Below are 13,712 nucleotides of genomic sequence, written 5' to 3' on the forward strand. Positions count from 1 at the left end.
ATAGTTTCAATAATTCAGCATATTTATTATGCACAAACATTCTCCAGAATCTCTTCCAGCGCATTCTTACTGCTGGTGTGACAACGAATCACATCCGCATTGCATCTGCCGGCTTCTTCTACTGCACAGCGAACCATTTTATGGGATACTGTGTTTGTAAAAAGAACGATCAGATCAGGACTTCCAATCTGTTTGCTTAAGCTTGCTGACATCTGGGTGAAGATCTTCGCCTTACAATTAAACTGTTTACAGACTTTCTTATACTGACATACCATTCTGTCATGTCCTCCAATGATTACTACACTCATACTGAATTACCTCCTGAAATCTGAATCTGATTGTCTATTACTTTACCTATTCTTTTCCTGTATGTTTTATGAATTCATTTCCACATATCTTCCTTGTTCGTTAGTTGTGCCTAACCTATGTATTTACTATACTATAATGAAAACGTAATATCAATATCATTTACTGATAATGTTTCTCATTAGAATAAAGAATGTGCCTTGGCACCTTCTTGCGCCTGCGGCGGTCGCTTGCGACACCTACCTTGTACGCCGCAGTGCGCATCCTGAGCGGAGCGTTTTTTATATGTTAGGAAAGAACTTTCCTAACATATAAAAAAGAACTACCGGGACAAACCTCTACAAAAGTTAATCCCGGCAGTTCTTTTTCTTGCCTTTTTTATTTTATGTTGTTTCACTCAAGATTGCTGTTCACAGTAACTACTCAAGTTCTGTTCTTTTATTTTCATCCAGCAGATTCTTCATACTTCCAAGGCTTATCATCAATGTAGACGCATTGTGCAAAAGTGCAGATACTGTCGGCTGGACAATTCCTGTCACGCCAAGCAGAATCAGTCCTGAATTGATTCCGACGATATTTCTGTAATTCTTATGTATCCGCTTCATCATGGCATTTGCCAAAAGTTTCAGCGTCACAACTTCACGCAGGTCATCTGCCGCAATCGTGATATCTGCAATCTCTCTTGCAATCTCTGCGCCGTCACTGATCGCAATTCCCGCATCCGCCGCTGAAAGAGCAGGTGAATCATTGATCCCATCACCGATCATAATTACTTTTCTTCCTTCTGCTTTTTCTTTCTCAACGAAATTCGCTTTATCTTCCGGAAGAACCTCAGCATAATATTCATCAACGCCAACGCGTTTCGCAATTGCCGCCGCTGTACGCTCACTGTCACCTGTCATCATAACAACTTTACGGATACCGGCTTTCTTCAGATCATGAACCATTTCTGTTGCCTCTTCACGAAGTGGGTCTTCAATGCAGATAACTGCAACAAGTTGTTTCTCAATTGCCAGATACAGATGAGAGTATTCTGGTTTTAATGAATCGTATCTATCCTGATATTCGGATGGAATCATACATCTTTCATCTTCGAAAATGAAATGACTGCTTCCGATCAGAACCTTTTTATCATCAATAGAGGAAGAGATTCCATGTGCCACAACATATTCTACCTTTGAGTGCATTTCTTCATGAGACAACTGTCTTTCTTTCGCTGCATCTACAACGGCCTTTGCCATAGAATGAGGAAAATGTTCTTCCAGACATGCTGCAATACGAAGCAGATCATTTTCTGAGTATTCACTGAAAGCAACAATCTCTTTCACTGTCGGCGTTGCCTTTGTCAATGTTCCTGTCTTATCGAAAACGATTGTATCTGCATCGGCCACGGCCTCTAAGAACTTACCACCCTTCACTGTGATATTGTTCTCGCCTGCCTCACGGATTGCCGAAAGTACAGTGATCGGCATCGCAAGCTTCAATGCACAGGAGAAATCTACCATCAGAACAGACAGTGTCTTCGTAATATTTCTTGTCAAAAGCCAGACTGCACCTGTCCCCAGTAATGTATATGGAACAAGTCTATCTGCAAGATGTTCTGCCTTACCTTCTACAGAAGACTTCAGTTTTTCAGAATCCTCGATCATTGTCACAATCTTTTCAAATCTGGTAGAGCCTGATACCGCTTTGACAAGAACTTCAATCTCACCTTCTTCGAGAACTGTTCCGGCGAAAACAGACTGTCCTACACTTCTTCTTACAGGAAGTGACTCACCTGTAAGAGATGCCTGATTGATCATTCCTTCACCAGTAACTACTTCCCCATCAAACGGGATCACATTTCCCATACGGATCACAACATGGTCTCCCGGCTCAATATCTGATGATTTTACAAGAATCTCCTGTTCATTTCTCTTCAGCCACACTTTATTGACATTCAGTGACATACTGCGCGCAAGATCTCCGACAGACTTTTTATGCGTCCATTCTTCTATGATCTCACCAATTCCAAGCAGGAACATGACAGATCCAGCTGTAGCATAATCTCTACGGAATACGGAAACGCTGATTGCTGTAGCATCCAGGACAGGAACCTCTATCTTACCATGCATCAGGCAACGGATTCCGTGCCAGATATATTTCACTGATTTTACAGATGTAATCACTGCACGGATCGGCATTGGAAGGAATAACTTACTTCCATAATGAAGAACTGTCTTCATGACCAGCTTTTCCTGATAAACAGCATTCAGCTCTCTTCCAGAACCTGCAGCAACATGTTCCGGAAGAATTGCATTTTCATAAGAAAACTGCTTCAATAAATTCAAGACCTCTTCCTTATCTCCAACATAACAGATCACAGCATCTGCGGTGCGTTCATATACTTTTACATCTGTTACATTCTTCTGATTGGAGAGAAACCAAGATAGAGTATCCGCCTCCGTATATGTCATCCTTTTCTGGACAACATGGATACGAAGGCGGCCATTGATCTCATGCTTTACAATAAATTTCATAGAGATTTAAACTTCTTCCTCTTTGAAATCCTGCGCACCTATATTCTCTTCCTGAGTTTCTGTCTCTTCTGCTTCTTCTGCTTCGTAGACAGCCTCAGCCTCTTTTGCTGCACGTGACTCATTGATCTGCTGAGCCTCTGCAAGGATATCTTCTGCATTCTCCTGAACAGTTGTTGCTGTCTTCATCACACAGTCTTTTGCTCTTAAAACTGCTGCTGTACAGTTTGTGTAAACTTTCTTTGCATCATCACTTGCAAGAATTTTCACTCCCGCTGTTCCGAAAAGAACACCTCCTGCAAAGATTCCTGCTTTTTTCAATTTAAATATATCCCACATTGTATAAAACCTCCTAAAATTTTTATACATCATATCAACTCACTATGCAGATAGTCAATTCTAACTGCATTTGTCGATAAATTTTATCGTTTATTATCCGGTAATTTAATTGATGTTACTTTTTGATCTTTTACATAACCGCAATGTTTCAGTCCTTCGCGGATCACCTTGTTCCATCCTGTTTCCGTAAGTTTAAAGATCGTATCATCATCCAGCATGATGATACATCCCCCATCTTCCGGACAATCCTGCGCACAATCAACTTTATACATATTTTTTCTGTTGATTGCTCCGATTTCTTCTAATGCATTGATCATTCTGTAAACAGTTGCCACACCGATCTTTTCATCTGCCTGGGATGCCTTATAAAAGATTTCTTTACAGCTTGAGCATTCATTTTCCAAAATAATATCAATCAACATCTTACGCTGTTTTGTGATCCGGCATCCGTTTTCTTTTAATTTTTCAATAATCTGCTCTTTCTTACTCACGGTACACCTCCTGCTTTCTGGTCTTCGCTGTATCAGTTACTTCGCCATCTCACAGAGTTTCACTCTCATGAGATAGAGGTGACCTCATAACCTGCATTTTTTACTGCATTTTTTAAATCTGCCTGATCAATTTCTCTGTCGTAGGAAACTTCTGCACTATTTTCCTTCAAACTCACCTTTGCAGTAACACCATCCAATCCATTCAATGCATTTGTTACGGTATTCGCACAATGCTCGCAGTGCATTCCTGAAATCTTCAACGTTTTTCTGCCAATCACCGGACCGTCTAAAAACTTTGTTTTTGCTTTCTTGTTGCTTCCTGAACCGCCTCCGCAACAAGGACCTTCTCCTTTAAAATGTTTGATTGATCCTTTCAGAGCCAGTCCGAGCAATATGATTACAATTAATACAATAATAATATCTGCCATTTTGTGATTCCTCTTTTAGTCTTCTTTCTCGTCTCTGTTTTCCCGCCATTTTTTAATCCACAGATAGATCTGATAGATGGATACACCAACAAGGTAAATCAAAAGGAATGCACCAAATGCGTAAAACATAGAACCTGTTGAATTTCCCATTCTGATCCCCTTTTACTTTTTCTTTGTATATTGAGGTTTCCCTGCTGCCGCACTGCATCCGCCGCAGCTTCCACAGTTGCCGCTGCACCCGGCGCATCCGACATGTTTCCCTTCTTTATGGTTCTTATATGCTTTATAAATGAGAAAAATACAATATCCGATTATCAAAATTATTATTACAATATTTGCTATCATTGTCTTCAACACCTCGCTTTTTCTCTAATTATAACAGAGAGCCGGATACATTTCCTGCACCCAGCTCCATTTTATTCAAGAACACTTCCGCATTCTTGCTTTTTCATATTACGCTGCCTGCACGGAACGTTTAGAATATACTTTCTGATCTTTATACGGATCTGGTCTGAAGAGCATGAACAGAAGGAAGATCAGTAAGATAAATCCTACTGCTGTACCTACACCAAATGCTCCGCCTGTTACAAAAGATCCCACCTGGTATACAATCAGACAAACAACATAAGCGAATACATTCTGGAACAGGATTGCAAACCAGAACCATTTTCTGGACTGCATCTGCTGTGCCATTGTCGCAATTGCTGCAAGACAAGGTGAGTCAAGCAGGTTGAACAGAAGGAATGTAAATGCTGCAATTGTTGACGGGAACCAGGAAGCAACTCCCTGCGCTACTGTCACTGCGTCTTCTGTATCTCCGGACACATTTGCAAGAACTCCCATTGTAGAAACGATTGCTTCTTTCGCTGTAAATCCTGAGATAGATGCTGCTACAGGCTGCCACTCACCAAATCCAAGTGGTGCGAACAGTGGAGCGATCACTCCGCCGATTGCTGCCATTAAGCTGTCTGCGCTGTCTTCTACAAGTCCGAATCCATCTGCTGTAAATCCGAATCCTCCAAGGAACCACATTACTACGCATGCAAGGAACAGGATTGTTCCGGCTTTGATGATGAATCCTTTCAGTCTCTCCCAAACATGAAGGAGAACTGTCTTAGCCTGTGGAATATGGTACTGTGGAAGCTCCATTACGAACGGAGCCGGTTTTCCTGAGAAAGGTTTTGTCTTCTTCAGGATGATTGCAGAAACAAGTACTGCAACGATTCCTACAAAGTACATCAATGGTGCAATGAAGGAGCTCTCCTGATATCCTGCTACTTCACCGGCAATAACTCCACCCATCATAGCAATAACTGGAAGTTTTGCTCCACATGGGATAAATGTTGCTGTCATGATTGTAAGACGTCTGTCGTTGTCCTGCTCAATTGTCTTAGAAGCCATGATTCCAGGGATTCCACATCCTGAAGAAATCAGAAGCGGAATAAAGCTCTTGCCTGAAAGTCCGAAATGTCTGAACACACGGTCCATGACGAATGCGATACGCACCATGTATCCACAGTCTTCAAGAATAGACAGGAAGAGGAACAGAATCGCCATCTGTGGAACGAATCCAAGTACTGCTCCAAGTCCGCCGATGATACCATCCACTACAAGTCCATTGATCAGATCACTTGCTCCGACATTTGTAAGGAATCCTCCAACTGCCTCCTGAATGGCTCCAACGAATGTATCATTTGTCCAGTCTGTTACAAATGTACCTACTGTTGTGACAGATATGTAATATACAAGCCACATAACTGCAATGAAAATCGGAATACCGAGGATACGGTTTGTAACGATACGGTCAATCTTATCCGATGTTGTCAGTTTTTCTTTTGCTTTTTTAACAGTAGTTCCGACAATCTTCTGGATAAACTGATAACGTCCGTCAGTTACAATACTTTCCATATCGTCATCATGTTTCTTTTCCAGTTTTGTTCTTTCATCTTCAACAACTGCTTTTGCTGCACCTGAGAGCTTTATCTGATCTACAACTTTGCTGTCATTTTCAAGGAACTTTACAGCGTACCATCTTTTTTTATCTTCTGTAATTGTATCAGGAAGGATTTCCTTTACGCTTTCTACAGCAGCTTCTATATCTTTTGCAAAGATCTCACCAGGAAGTTTTACTTCCTTCTGCTTTGCAACTTTGATTGCTTCATCGATCAGTTCATCCAGACCTTTCTGCTTCAACGCTGAAATCTCAACAATTGGGCAGCCGATCAGCATGGAAAGACGTTTTACATCAATCTTAATACCTCTCTTAGCGAGAAGATCGCACATGTTCAATGCGATTACAACCGGTACTCCTGTCTCAACAAGCTGTGTTGTAAGATACAGATTACGTTCGATGTTAGTTGCGTCAACAAGGTCAACGATTACATCCGGGTTCTCATTCAGAACATAATCACGGCTGACAACCTCCTCAAGTGTATATGGAGAAAGGGAATAGATTCCCGGAAGGTCAGTTACTGTAACGTCTTCCTTTTTGTATTTCTTATTCTTGATCTTACCTTCTTTTTTCTCTACCGTTACTCCCGGCCAGTTTCCAACATACTGGTTTGCTCCTGTAAGAGCATTAAACAGTGTTGTCTTACCGCAGTTCGGGTTTCCTGCAAGTGCAATTGTGATTGCCATTACTCTCTTTACCTCCTTAAATTCTAGAATCTCTCATCAGATTTTTTGTATCTGTAGGCTTATTTAACCTCTACACACTGTGCATCTGCCTTTCTGACAGTAAGCTCGTATCCACGAACTGTAATTTCAACCGGATCACCAAGTGGTGCAACTTTTCTGATAAAAAGTTCACTTCCTTTTGTTATTCCCATATCCATAATACGGCGTTTGTAAGCACTGTCTCCTTCGATTTTTGTAACTACAACAGTAGTTCCTACTTTTGCATCACCTAAAGTCATAACACATACTCCTTTCTTAATTTACTCATCACTTTTTCAGCGTCTCAATCAGATCATGATATGGCGCGCCATATCAGCATTTACTGCTACTCTCGAATCTTTAATATTAACAATAACGTTACCGCCAATTGCGGATAGTACGATCACTTCTGCTCCGGGCACAAATCCAAGATTCGCAAGAAAACGCTTTGTCTCATCATTTCCGCTTACTCTCTTAATTGTATTGGTTTCGCCAATGTTGGCCATTGTAAGTGGCATAATCTCACGCTTCTTTCTTAAATGATATTAGAATCCATTCTCATTTGATATAGATTATTAAAAACAGTTGAGATTGATAATTTTTTTCATTTTCTCTCCTGTTCGTAAGTTAGTATATGCTAATCTTTATTAGTTGTCAATGACTAATTTGCAGTTTTTCTATTTTTTTCTGTTCAACGCCATTCCAAATCTATGTGGAATTTGTCTGGCAAATTATTTGCTGTGAGGAATAAATTATGATATACTAAGCAAAGACATGAAATTTCACTGTAAATAGTGATACAGATAAATTATAATTTATATAGAGGAGGCCATTACCTATGCATGTAAATGAATCATCTGAAAATTATCTGGAGACAATCCTCATGTTAAGCAAGAAGCTTCCTGTCGTACGTGCCGTCGACATTGCAACAGAGCTTAACTTTAAGAAATCAAGTGTCAGTGTGGCAATGAAAAAGCTTAGAGAAAGCGAACACATTATTGTATCTCGTGAGGGCTATATTACATTAACAGAATCCGGACAGGCGATTGCTGACATGATATATGAGCGTCACACTCTTCTCTCTTCCTGGCTTGAGAGACTCGGAGTTGATCCACAGATTGCCGCTGATGATGCTTGTCGTATGGAGCATGTGATCAGCGAGGAAAGTTTCAACGCAATTAAAAAACATATTGTTTCTCATTCTTAAAACGAAAAAGCACTAACAGAAGAGTGATATCTCTTCTGTTAGTGCTTTTTTCTTACTTTTACTTATCGTTATAATGAATGATACCTACATGCTAAACATACAAACGGAGTTGGTGGGATTCGAACCCACGTGCCCCGGAGGGCTAACGCATTTCGAGTGCGCCCCGTTATGACCACTTCGATACAACTCCTTCTCTTGCATCTGCCAAAGCAGACACAAGAATAATTATAGCATTTTCCTCTGAAAAATCAAGGGAGAATTTGCTTATAGCTTTTCTCTTTCTTTCATAATCCAGTCAATCACCTGTTCTAATCCTTCTCCCGTTTTTGCACTAACCGGAAGAACGACTGCATTTGGATTTAATTTCAAGATACGTTCCTTAGCAAGTTCAAAATCAAAATCAAAATACTCCAGAGTATCTATTTTATTGATCAGCACCAGATCACTTACCTGAAACATCAACGGATATTTCAGTGGTTTATCATCCCCCTCAGGCACACTAAGAAGCATCACATTCTTATGTGCCCCAGTATCGAACTCTGCCGGACAGACAAGATTCCCGATATTTTCAAGAATTAACAGATCAAGGTTCTCTGTATCATATTCAAGCAGTGCGCGCGATACCATATCCGCATCAATATGACATAATCCGCAATTATGGATCTGAATGGATTCCACACCAGTCAGATCTGCGACTCTCTGTGCATCTAGACTTGTCTCGATATCTACATCCATCTCACCAATTCTCAGCTGCTCTTTCATTCTGTTGATCAATGCACTTAATAATGTTGTTTTTCCACTCCCCGGTCCGGACATGACATTTAAGAATAGTGTCCCCTGGGCACTCATTTTCTCGCGGATTGCCTTTGAAGTAGCATCATTATCCGCAAATACACTTTCTTTTATCTCAATCACTCTGACGTTTCCCATGTTTTTATTCCCTTCTTTTATATATCATGCATTCACTTCCTGTATCTTTTCCAACAGATAATCAGCCAGTTCCTTCATACCCTCTCCTGTCTTTGCAGAGATGTAAAAAATCTTAATCTGTGGGTTCAATCTTCTTGCACATGCTTCCACATAGTCTTTTCGGAAATCAAAAACAGGTAATGCATCGATTTTGTTTATCACTAACACATCAGATACTTCATACATCAACGGATATTTTGCCGGTTTATCGTCTCCTTCCGGAACTGAAAGAATTGTCAGATTAAAGTTTGCGCCTGTATCAAACTCTGCCGGGCAAACAAGATTTCCAATATTCTCAAGTACAACAAAATCCAGCTCATCTCTGTCAAATGCTCTTATTCCTTGCCGTGTCATATCTGCATCTAAATGACACATTCCTCCTGTATGCAGCTGAATCGATGGAATTCCCGCCTCGATCAGTGTATTCGCATCTACATCAGAATCAATGTCTGCCTCCATCACACCCCACTTGATTTTCCCTTCAAAATACGGTTTCAATGCCAGAAGCGTGCTTGTCTTTCCACTTCCCGGACTGGACATCAAATTCATCAGACACGTTTTCTGTGCCTTTAATTCCTGACGTAACACCTGTGCATCTGCATTGTTGTCTTCAAGAATTGTTTCTTTTAATTCTATTACTTTTGCTTTTTCCATGCGTTCTCCCCTCGGTGTCGAACACCGCTATTATTTTCTTTTCATTATAACAAAAAGAAATAATTTTGTACATTTGTTTAGTCACTCATAAATTTTATCGTTACAAATATAATAAATACGTATATAATAGATATGATATCAAAAACAGGCTCTTCCTTCTTATCTATATTACTTTCTAAGGGGGACTCTCATGAACCACAATACACTCGTAATTGAAATCAAATCTACACTTGATAAACTTATTGCTGCCAGAACTAGTCTTGGTTATGATTACATTGTGTATGGATTACTCTTGATAAACGAGGATCAGACTCGTGTATCCAATATTACCAAAGCTTTGTACATCGATATTGCTGCCCATTATGAGACAAGCTGGTCTTGTGTAGAAAAAAACATCCGCAACACGGTCAATGCAATCTGGACTTCGGAAAATAAAACTATTCTTGAAATAATTTTCAACAGAACCTATATGGACAGAAAACCAACGAATAAAGAATTTTTTGAATATTTATACGATTTTATTTTCTTATCACAAGAAACCGTCCCGACCCAATCAGAAGAAAATGTATCTTCCATCCTCTGCCCTGTCTGTAACAATAAATGTCAGGTACTCGAAAGCATGCTTTCTTTTGTGGCAAAACGACTTCAACCTGAACCTGACTGCACGCATGTATGAAATATAATAATCAATCTGTTTTTCAAAAAGGACCTCCCTTCAATCATCGGGAAGCCCTTTTTATATCTGAAATAATTATAATTTTTTACATTTCTTATAGTGTCTTTTTCATCTTTTTTGTGGTATAATCGTTAGTTGTAACTAACGTATACTATTCATTTCTAATATGTGTGAGTTTTATCTATCCTTTTTTCAAACAAGGGAGCCTGAAATAAGATAAACTCAATTCTCACACAAGACAGGAGGCTGACTATGTTTTTATCCTTAACCAATATCAAAAAATCTTTTGGACAAGGCGACAGTCGTGTAGAAGTCTTAAAAGGCATTGATCTATTGATTAAAAAGGGAGAATTCTGTGTTCTTCTTGGACCTTCCGGCTCGGGAAAATCAACTTTATTGAATATCATCGGTGGCATTGACCGTGCGGACAGTGGTCAGATCATAATTGAAGACGAGCTGATGGAAAAAATGACTGCAAAACGTCTTAGTCAATACCGAAGAAAACATCTTGGATATGTTTTCCAGATGTATAATCTGATTCCCAATCTTACTGTGCGCGAAAATATTGAAGTCGGTGCTTACTTAAGTGATCACGCGTTAGATGTAGATGAACTTCTTGATACCCTCGGTCTTTCTGCACATCAGAAGAAGCTGCCGAATCAGCTCTCTGGTGGCCAGCAACAGCGTACTGCCATTGGCAGGGCGATTGTAAAGAATCCGGATATTCTGCTCTGTGATGAGCCAACCGGTGCGCTTGATTATAAAACGTCGAAAGAAATACTGAAGCTGATTGAAACAGTCAATCAAAAGTACGGTAATACAGTTGTAATGGTAACACACAATGATGCGATTAAGGATATGGCAGACCATGTTGTCCGAATTCGTGACGGTATGGTACGAAAGAATTACCTGAATGACCACAAAGTCACTGCCCAGGATCTTGACTGGTAAAGGAGGCAACAGACAATGAAAAATCCATTAAACAAACGTCTCCCCAGAGAATTCCGGAAAGACTTTGGTAAATATCTTGTCATTTTCCTTCTTCTTGTAATAACCATTGGTTTTGTCTCCGGATTCCTTGTTGCCGATGGCAGCATGATCAAAGCTTATAATGAAGGGGTTGACAAATATAATACAGAAAACGGACATTTCCGCACTTCTGAAAAAATGAATGATGCACAAATTCAGTCTATAGAAGAAAATGGTATTCATATCTATGACAATTTCTATCTGGAACAAGATTTAACAAATGACAGTACGATGCGTATCTTTGAAAGCCGGGATCAAGTGAATCTTGCCTGCCTCATGGAAGGAGAATTTCCAAAAGCGGCAAATGAAATCGCCATCGATCGTATGTATGCTGACAACAATAAGATTTCCATCGGAGACACACTGAAAAGTGATACACAGAGTTGGAAAGTTACCGGATTCATTGCTCTTCCGGATTACAGCTGTCTTTTTCAGAACAACAACGATTCCATGTTTGATTCTGTCAAATTCGGAATTGGAGTTGTAACGTCCGAAGCATTTGAATCACTAGATTCTCCACTTGTAAAATACTGCTATGCGTGGAAATACAATGATGAACCTACGACAGAGAAAGAAGAAAAAGAAGTATCTGATGATCTGATGAAAGCGATCAACAAGGAGGTTTCTCTGGAAGAATTTGTTCCGCGTTATCTTAACCAGGCAATCACATTTACCCGGGATGACATGGGAAGCGACCGCGCAATGATGATCGTATTTCTTTATATCGTAATTGCGATCATGGCTTTTGTCTTTGGCATTACGATCAGCAACACCATTGCAAAAGAGGCAAATATCATCGGAACTCTTCTTGCCAGCGGTTACACCAGAAATGAACTGATCCGACATTATATGGCCATGCCTATCCTTGTCACGCTAATTGGTGCTTTCATTGGAAATATTCTCGGCTATACGATCATGAAAGATGTCTGCGCCGGCATGTATTACGGAAGCTACAGTCTTCCAACATATGTAACCGTCTGGAACGCAGAAGCATTTCTGCTTACCACGATCATTCCAATCTTGCTAATGCTTCTCGTCAATTACACAGTACTTCACAGAAAATTATCACTTTCTCCTTTGAAGTTTCTCCGCAGAGACTTAAAAAGAAGACAACAGAAGCATACATTATCACTGAGCAAAAGAATTCCATTTTTCAGTCGCTTCCGACTACGTGTGATTTTCCAGAATATCAGCAATTACCTTCTGCTGTTCCTCGGAATCTTATTTGCAAACCTTCTGTTGATGTTCGGTCTGCTCTTCCCTGCTGTACTCGATCATTATCAGACTGTTCTAAAAGATAATCTGCTTTGTAACTACCAGTACATTTTGCAGATACCGATCAATGCTATGGATGAAGATCATAAACTGGAGAGCCTTGTAAATATGCTCTATTTTCAGCATGAAGTAGAAACTGATAATCCTGATGCCGAGAAATTCAGTGCTTATTCACTGAAAACAACCGATAAGGAATATAAGGAAGAAGAAATCCTTCTCTATGGACTTGCAGATAACAGCCGCTATCTTCCAATTGATTTTCAGGAAACTGTATCTGACAAAGATGTTTCAAAAAAAGAGGTCGCTTCTGATGCGACTCCTGCATACATCTCTTCTGCTTATGCAGATAAATATTTTCTGGATATCGGTGATGAAATCACTTTAAAGGAAGCTTATGAAGATGATACATACACGTTTTCTATTGAAGGAATCTACGATTATGAAGGTAGTCTGACCGTTTTTCTTCCACAAGAACAGCTTAATAAACTGTTTGATCTTGGTTCCGATTACTTCAGTGGTTATCTCTCTGACAGCGAGATCACTGATATTGACCAGAAATACATCGGCTCTGTGATTGACCTTGACAGTCTGTCTAAAATCTCCAGACAATTGAATGTTTCGATGGGAAGCATGATGTATCTGTTAGACGGATTTTCAATCGTGCTCTTTATGATTCTGATCTATCTTTTGTCAAAGATCATTATCGAAAAGAATGCACAGTCAATCTCTATGACAAAAATACTTGGATACTCTGACCGAGAGATCAGCAGTCTGTATCTGCTGTCTACAACCATTATGGTCGTGGTCTTCCTGCTTCTGAGCTTTCCGATTGAAACAGTTCTCATGAACGCTCTCTTCCGTGGAATTATGATCAGCAGTATTTCCGGTTGGATTCCGTTGTATATTGATCCGATCCTGTATGTAAAAATGTTCCTGCTAGGATTCGGAACTTACCTGCTTGTTGCATTGATCGAATACCGCAGGATCAAGAAAGTACCTATGGATCAGGCATTAAAAAATATTGAATAATCGTAACTGTACCTGCATCTGCTGCCTGCGGACGTTACTGTTCACACGATGTGCGACCAGCAACGCATCCCGCCATTTTAAATCGCCTTTGGTGATGGGGCGAGATGCATTCAAGCCAAAACATGCATCCTCCGTGTC

General features: G+C 40.0%; 16 protein-coding genes and 1 tRNA gene. 4 read left to right on the forward strand and 13 right to left on the reverse strand.

All coding sequences use genetic code 11. The features are described 5' to 3' along the window. Positions 1-26: 26 nt before the first annotated feature. The 10 genes from LI162_RS08835 to LI162_RS08875 all read right to left on the reverse strand — a co-directional run bounded on the left by LI162_RS08835 (position 27) and on the right by LI162_RS08875 (position 7,253). Complete coding sequence (locus tag LI162_RS08835; protein WP_020435695.1) at positions 27-308, reverse strand: DUF2325 domain-containing protein; 282 nt, start codon at positions 306-308, stop codon at positions 27-29. Between the two features lie 417 nt (positions 309-725). After that, complete coding sequence (locus LI162_RS08840; RefSeq protein ID WP_055148143.1) at positions 726-2,825, reverse strand: heavy metal translocating P-type ATPase; 2,100 nt, start codon at positions 2,823-2,825, stop codon at positions 726-728. A gap of 6 nt (positions 2,826-2,831) precedes the next feature. Further along, the gene (locus LI162_RS08845; protein ID WP_055148145.1) at positions 2,832-3,161 is read right to left on the reverse strand and encodes a DUF6110 family protein; all 330 of its coding nucleotides are present in this window, start codon (positions 3,159-3,161) and stop codon (positions 2,832-2,834) included. 83 nt (positions 3,162-3,244) lie between these two features. Next, positions 3,245-3,652 carry a Fur family transcriptional regulator gene (locus LI162_RS08850; RefSeq protein ID WP_020435697.1) on the reverse strand — a complete coding sequence of 136 codons (408 nt, stop codon included), beginning with the start codon at positions 3,650-3,652 and terminating at the stop codon, positions 3,245-3,247. A 65-nt stretch (positions 3,653-3,717) separates the two neighbouring features. Continuing rightward, a complete protein-coding gene (locus LI162_RS08855) occupies positions 3,718-4,080 on the reverse strand; it encodes a heavy-metal-associated domain-containing protein (protein ID WP_055148147.1) in 363 nt (120 codons plus the stop codon). A gap of 15 nt (positions 4,081-4,095) precedes the next feature. Beyond that, a complete protein-coding gene (locus LI162_RS15585; protein ID WP_255616121.1) occupies positions 4,096-4,230 on the reverse strand; it encodes a hypothetical protein in 135 nt (44 codons plus the stop codon). Between the two features lie 12 nt (positions 4,231-4,242). Further along, the gene (locus tag LI162_RS08860) at positions 4,243-4,425 is read right to left on the reverse strand and encodes a FeoB-associated Cys-rich membrane protein (protein WP_055148150.1); all 183 of its coding nucleotides are present in this window, start codon (positions 4,423-4,425) and stop codon (positions 4,243-4,245) included. Between the two features lie 108 nt (positions 4,426-4,533). Then, the gene (gene feoB / locus LI162_RS08865; RefSeq protein WP_055148152.1) at positions 4,534-6,717 is read right to left on the reverse strand and encodes a ferrous iron transport protein B; all 2,184 of its coding nucleotides are present in this window, start codon (positions 6,715-6,717) and stop codon (positions 4,534-4,536) included. Between the two features lie 59 nt (positions 6,718-6,776). Beyond that, entirely contained in the window at positions 6,777-6,995 is a 219-nt protein-coding gene (locus LI162_RS08870; RefSeq protein WP_015529712.1) for a FeoA family protein, read from the reverse strand. A 48-nt stretch (positions 6,996-7,043) separates the two neighbouring features. Continuing rightward, positions 7,044-7,253, reverse strand: a complete 210-nt coding sequence (locus LI162_RS08875; RefSeq protein WP_055148154.1) for a FeoA family protein — start codon at positions 7,251-7,253, stop codon at positions 7,044-7,046. A gap of 320 nt (positions 7,254-7,573) precedes the next feature. Between LI162_RS08875 and LI162_RS08880 the strand changes: the two genes are divergently transcribed. After that, positions 7,574-7,942, forward strand: coding sequence for a metal-dependent transcriptional regulator (locus LI162_RS08880; RefSeq protein WP_015529710.1), 369 nt, complete (start codon positions 7,574-7,576; stop codon positions 7,940-7,942). A 104-nt stretch (positions 7,943-8,046) separates the two neighbouring features. Here the strand turns inward: LI162_RS08880 and LI162_RS08885 are convergent. The 3 genes from LI162_RS08885 to hypB (LI162_RS08895) all read right to left on the reverse strand — a co-directional run bounded on the left by LI162_RS08885 (position 8,047) and on the right by hypB (LI162_RS08895) (position 9,565). Further along, a tRNA-Ser gene (locus tag LI162_RS08885) sits at positions 8,047-8,132 on the reverse strand. A 74-nt stretch (positions 8,133-8,206) separates the two neighbouring features. Continuing rightward, positions 8,207-8,872, reverse strand: a complete 666-nt coding sequence (hypB, locus tag LI162_RS08890) for a hydrogenase nickel incorporation protein HypB (protein ID WP_226865625.1) — start codon at positions 8,870-8,872, stop codon at positions 8,207-8,209. A gap of 24 nt (positions 8,873-8,896) precedes the next feature. Further along, complete coding sequence (hypB, locus tag LI162_RS08895) at positions 8,897-9,565, reverse strand: hydrogenase nickel incorporation protein HypB (protein WP_055156696.1); 669 nt, start codon at positions 9,563-9,565, stop codon at positions 8,897-8,899. A 190-nt stretch (positions 9,566-9,755) separates the two neighbouring features. On the opposite strand from hypB (LI162_RS08895), the gene LI162_RS08900 reads away from it, so the two are divergent. The 3 genes from LI162_RS08900 to LI162_RS08910 all read left to right on the forward strand — a co-directional run bounded on the left by LI162_RS08900 (position 9,756) and on the right by LI162_RS08910 (position 13,574). Next, complete coding sequence (locus tag LI162_RS08900) at positions 9,756-10,241, forward strand: sporulation initiation factor Spo0A C-terminal domain-containing protein (protein ID WP_226865624.1); 486 nt, start codon at positions 9,756-9,758, stop codon at positions 10,239-10,241. Positions 10,242-10,493: 252 nt separating this feature from the next. Next, positions 10,494-11,192 (forward strand): ABC transporter ATP-binding protein, encoded by a 699-nt coding sequence (locus LI162_RS08905; RefSeq protein WP_055156698.1) that lies wholly within the window; start codon positions 10,494-10,496, stop codon positions 11,190-11,192. 15 nt (positions 11,193-11,207) lie between these two features. Continuing rightward, positions 11,208-13,574 (forward strand): ABC transporter permease, encoded by a 2,367-nt coding sequence (locus LI162_RS08910; RefSeq protein ID WP_227156327.1) that lies wholly within the window; start codon positions 11,208-11,210, stop codon positions 13,572-13,574. Positions 13,575-13,712: the final 138 nt, after the last annotated feature.

It is taken from the genome of Mediterraneibacter sp. 210702-DFI.3.120 (genome assembly GCF_020561005.1).
GTDB classification, from domain to species: domain Bacteria; phylum Bacillota; class Clostridia; order Lachnospirales; family Lachnospiraceae; genus Mediterraneibacter; species Mediterraneibacter faecis.

Coding starts and splice junctions, on each gene's coding strand:
- LI162_RS08835 (WP_020435695.1), bottom strand. CDS start 308: ATGAGTGTAGTAATCATTGGAGGACATGACAGAATGGTATGTCAGTAT.
- hypB (WP_055156696.1), bottom strand. CDS start 9,565: ATGGAAAAAGCAAAAGTAATAGAATTAAAAGAAACAATTCTTGAAGAC.
- LI162_RS08855 (WP_055148147.1), bottom strand. CDS start 4,080: ATGGCAGATATTATTATTGTATTAATTGTAATCATATTGCTCGGACTG.
- LI162_RS08875 (WP_055148154.1), bottom strand. CDS start 7,253: ATGCCACTTACAATGGCCAACATTGGCGAAACCAATACAATTAAGAGA.
- LI162_RS08880 (WP_015529710.1), top strand. CDS start 7,574: ATGCATGTAAATGAATCATCTGAAAATTATCTGGAGACAATCCTCATG.
- LI162_RS08845 (WP_055148145.1), bottom strand. CDS start 3,161: ATGTGGGATATATTTAAATTGAAAAAAGCAGGAATCTTTGCAGGAGGT.
- LI162_RS08900 (WP_226865624.1), top strand. CDS start 9,756: ATGAACCACAATACACTCGTAATTGAAATCAAATCTACACTTGATAAA.
- LI162_RS15585 (WP_255616121.1), bottom strand. CDS start 4,230: ATGGGAAATTCAACAGGTTCTATGTTTTACGCATTTGGTGCATTCCTT.
- LI162_RS08840 (WP_055148143.1), bottom strand. CDS start 2,825: ATGAAATTTATTGTAAAGCATGAGATCAATGGCCGCCTTCGTATCCAT.
- LI162_RS08905 (WP_055156698.1), top strand. CDS start 10,494: ATGTTTTTATCCTTAACCAATATCAAAAAATCTTTTGGACAAGGCGAC.
- LI162_RS08870 (WP_015529712.1), bottom strand. CDS start 6,995: ATGACTTTAGGTGATGCAAAAGTAGGAACTACTGTTGTAGTTACAAAA.
- LI162_RS08910 (WP_227156327.1), top strand. CDS start 11,208: ATGAAAAATCCATTAAACAAACGTCTCCCCAGAGAATTCCGGAAAGAC.
- LI162_RS08860 (WP_055148150.1), bottom strand. CDS start 4,425: ATGATAGCAAATATTGTAATAATAATTTTGATAATCGGATATTGTATT.
- feoB (WP_055148152.1), bottom strand. CDS start 6,717: ATGGCAATCACAATTGCACTTGCAGGAAACCCGAACTGCGGTAAGACA.
- hypB (WP_226865625.1), bottom strand. CDS start 8,872: ATGGGAAACGTCAGAGTGATTGAGATAAAAGAAAGTGTATTTGCGGAT.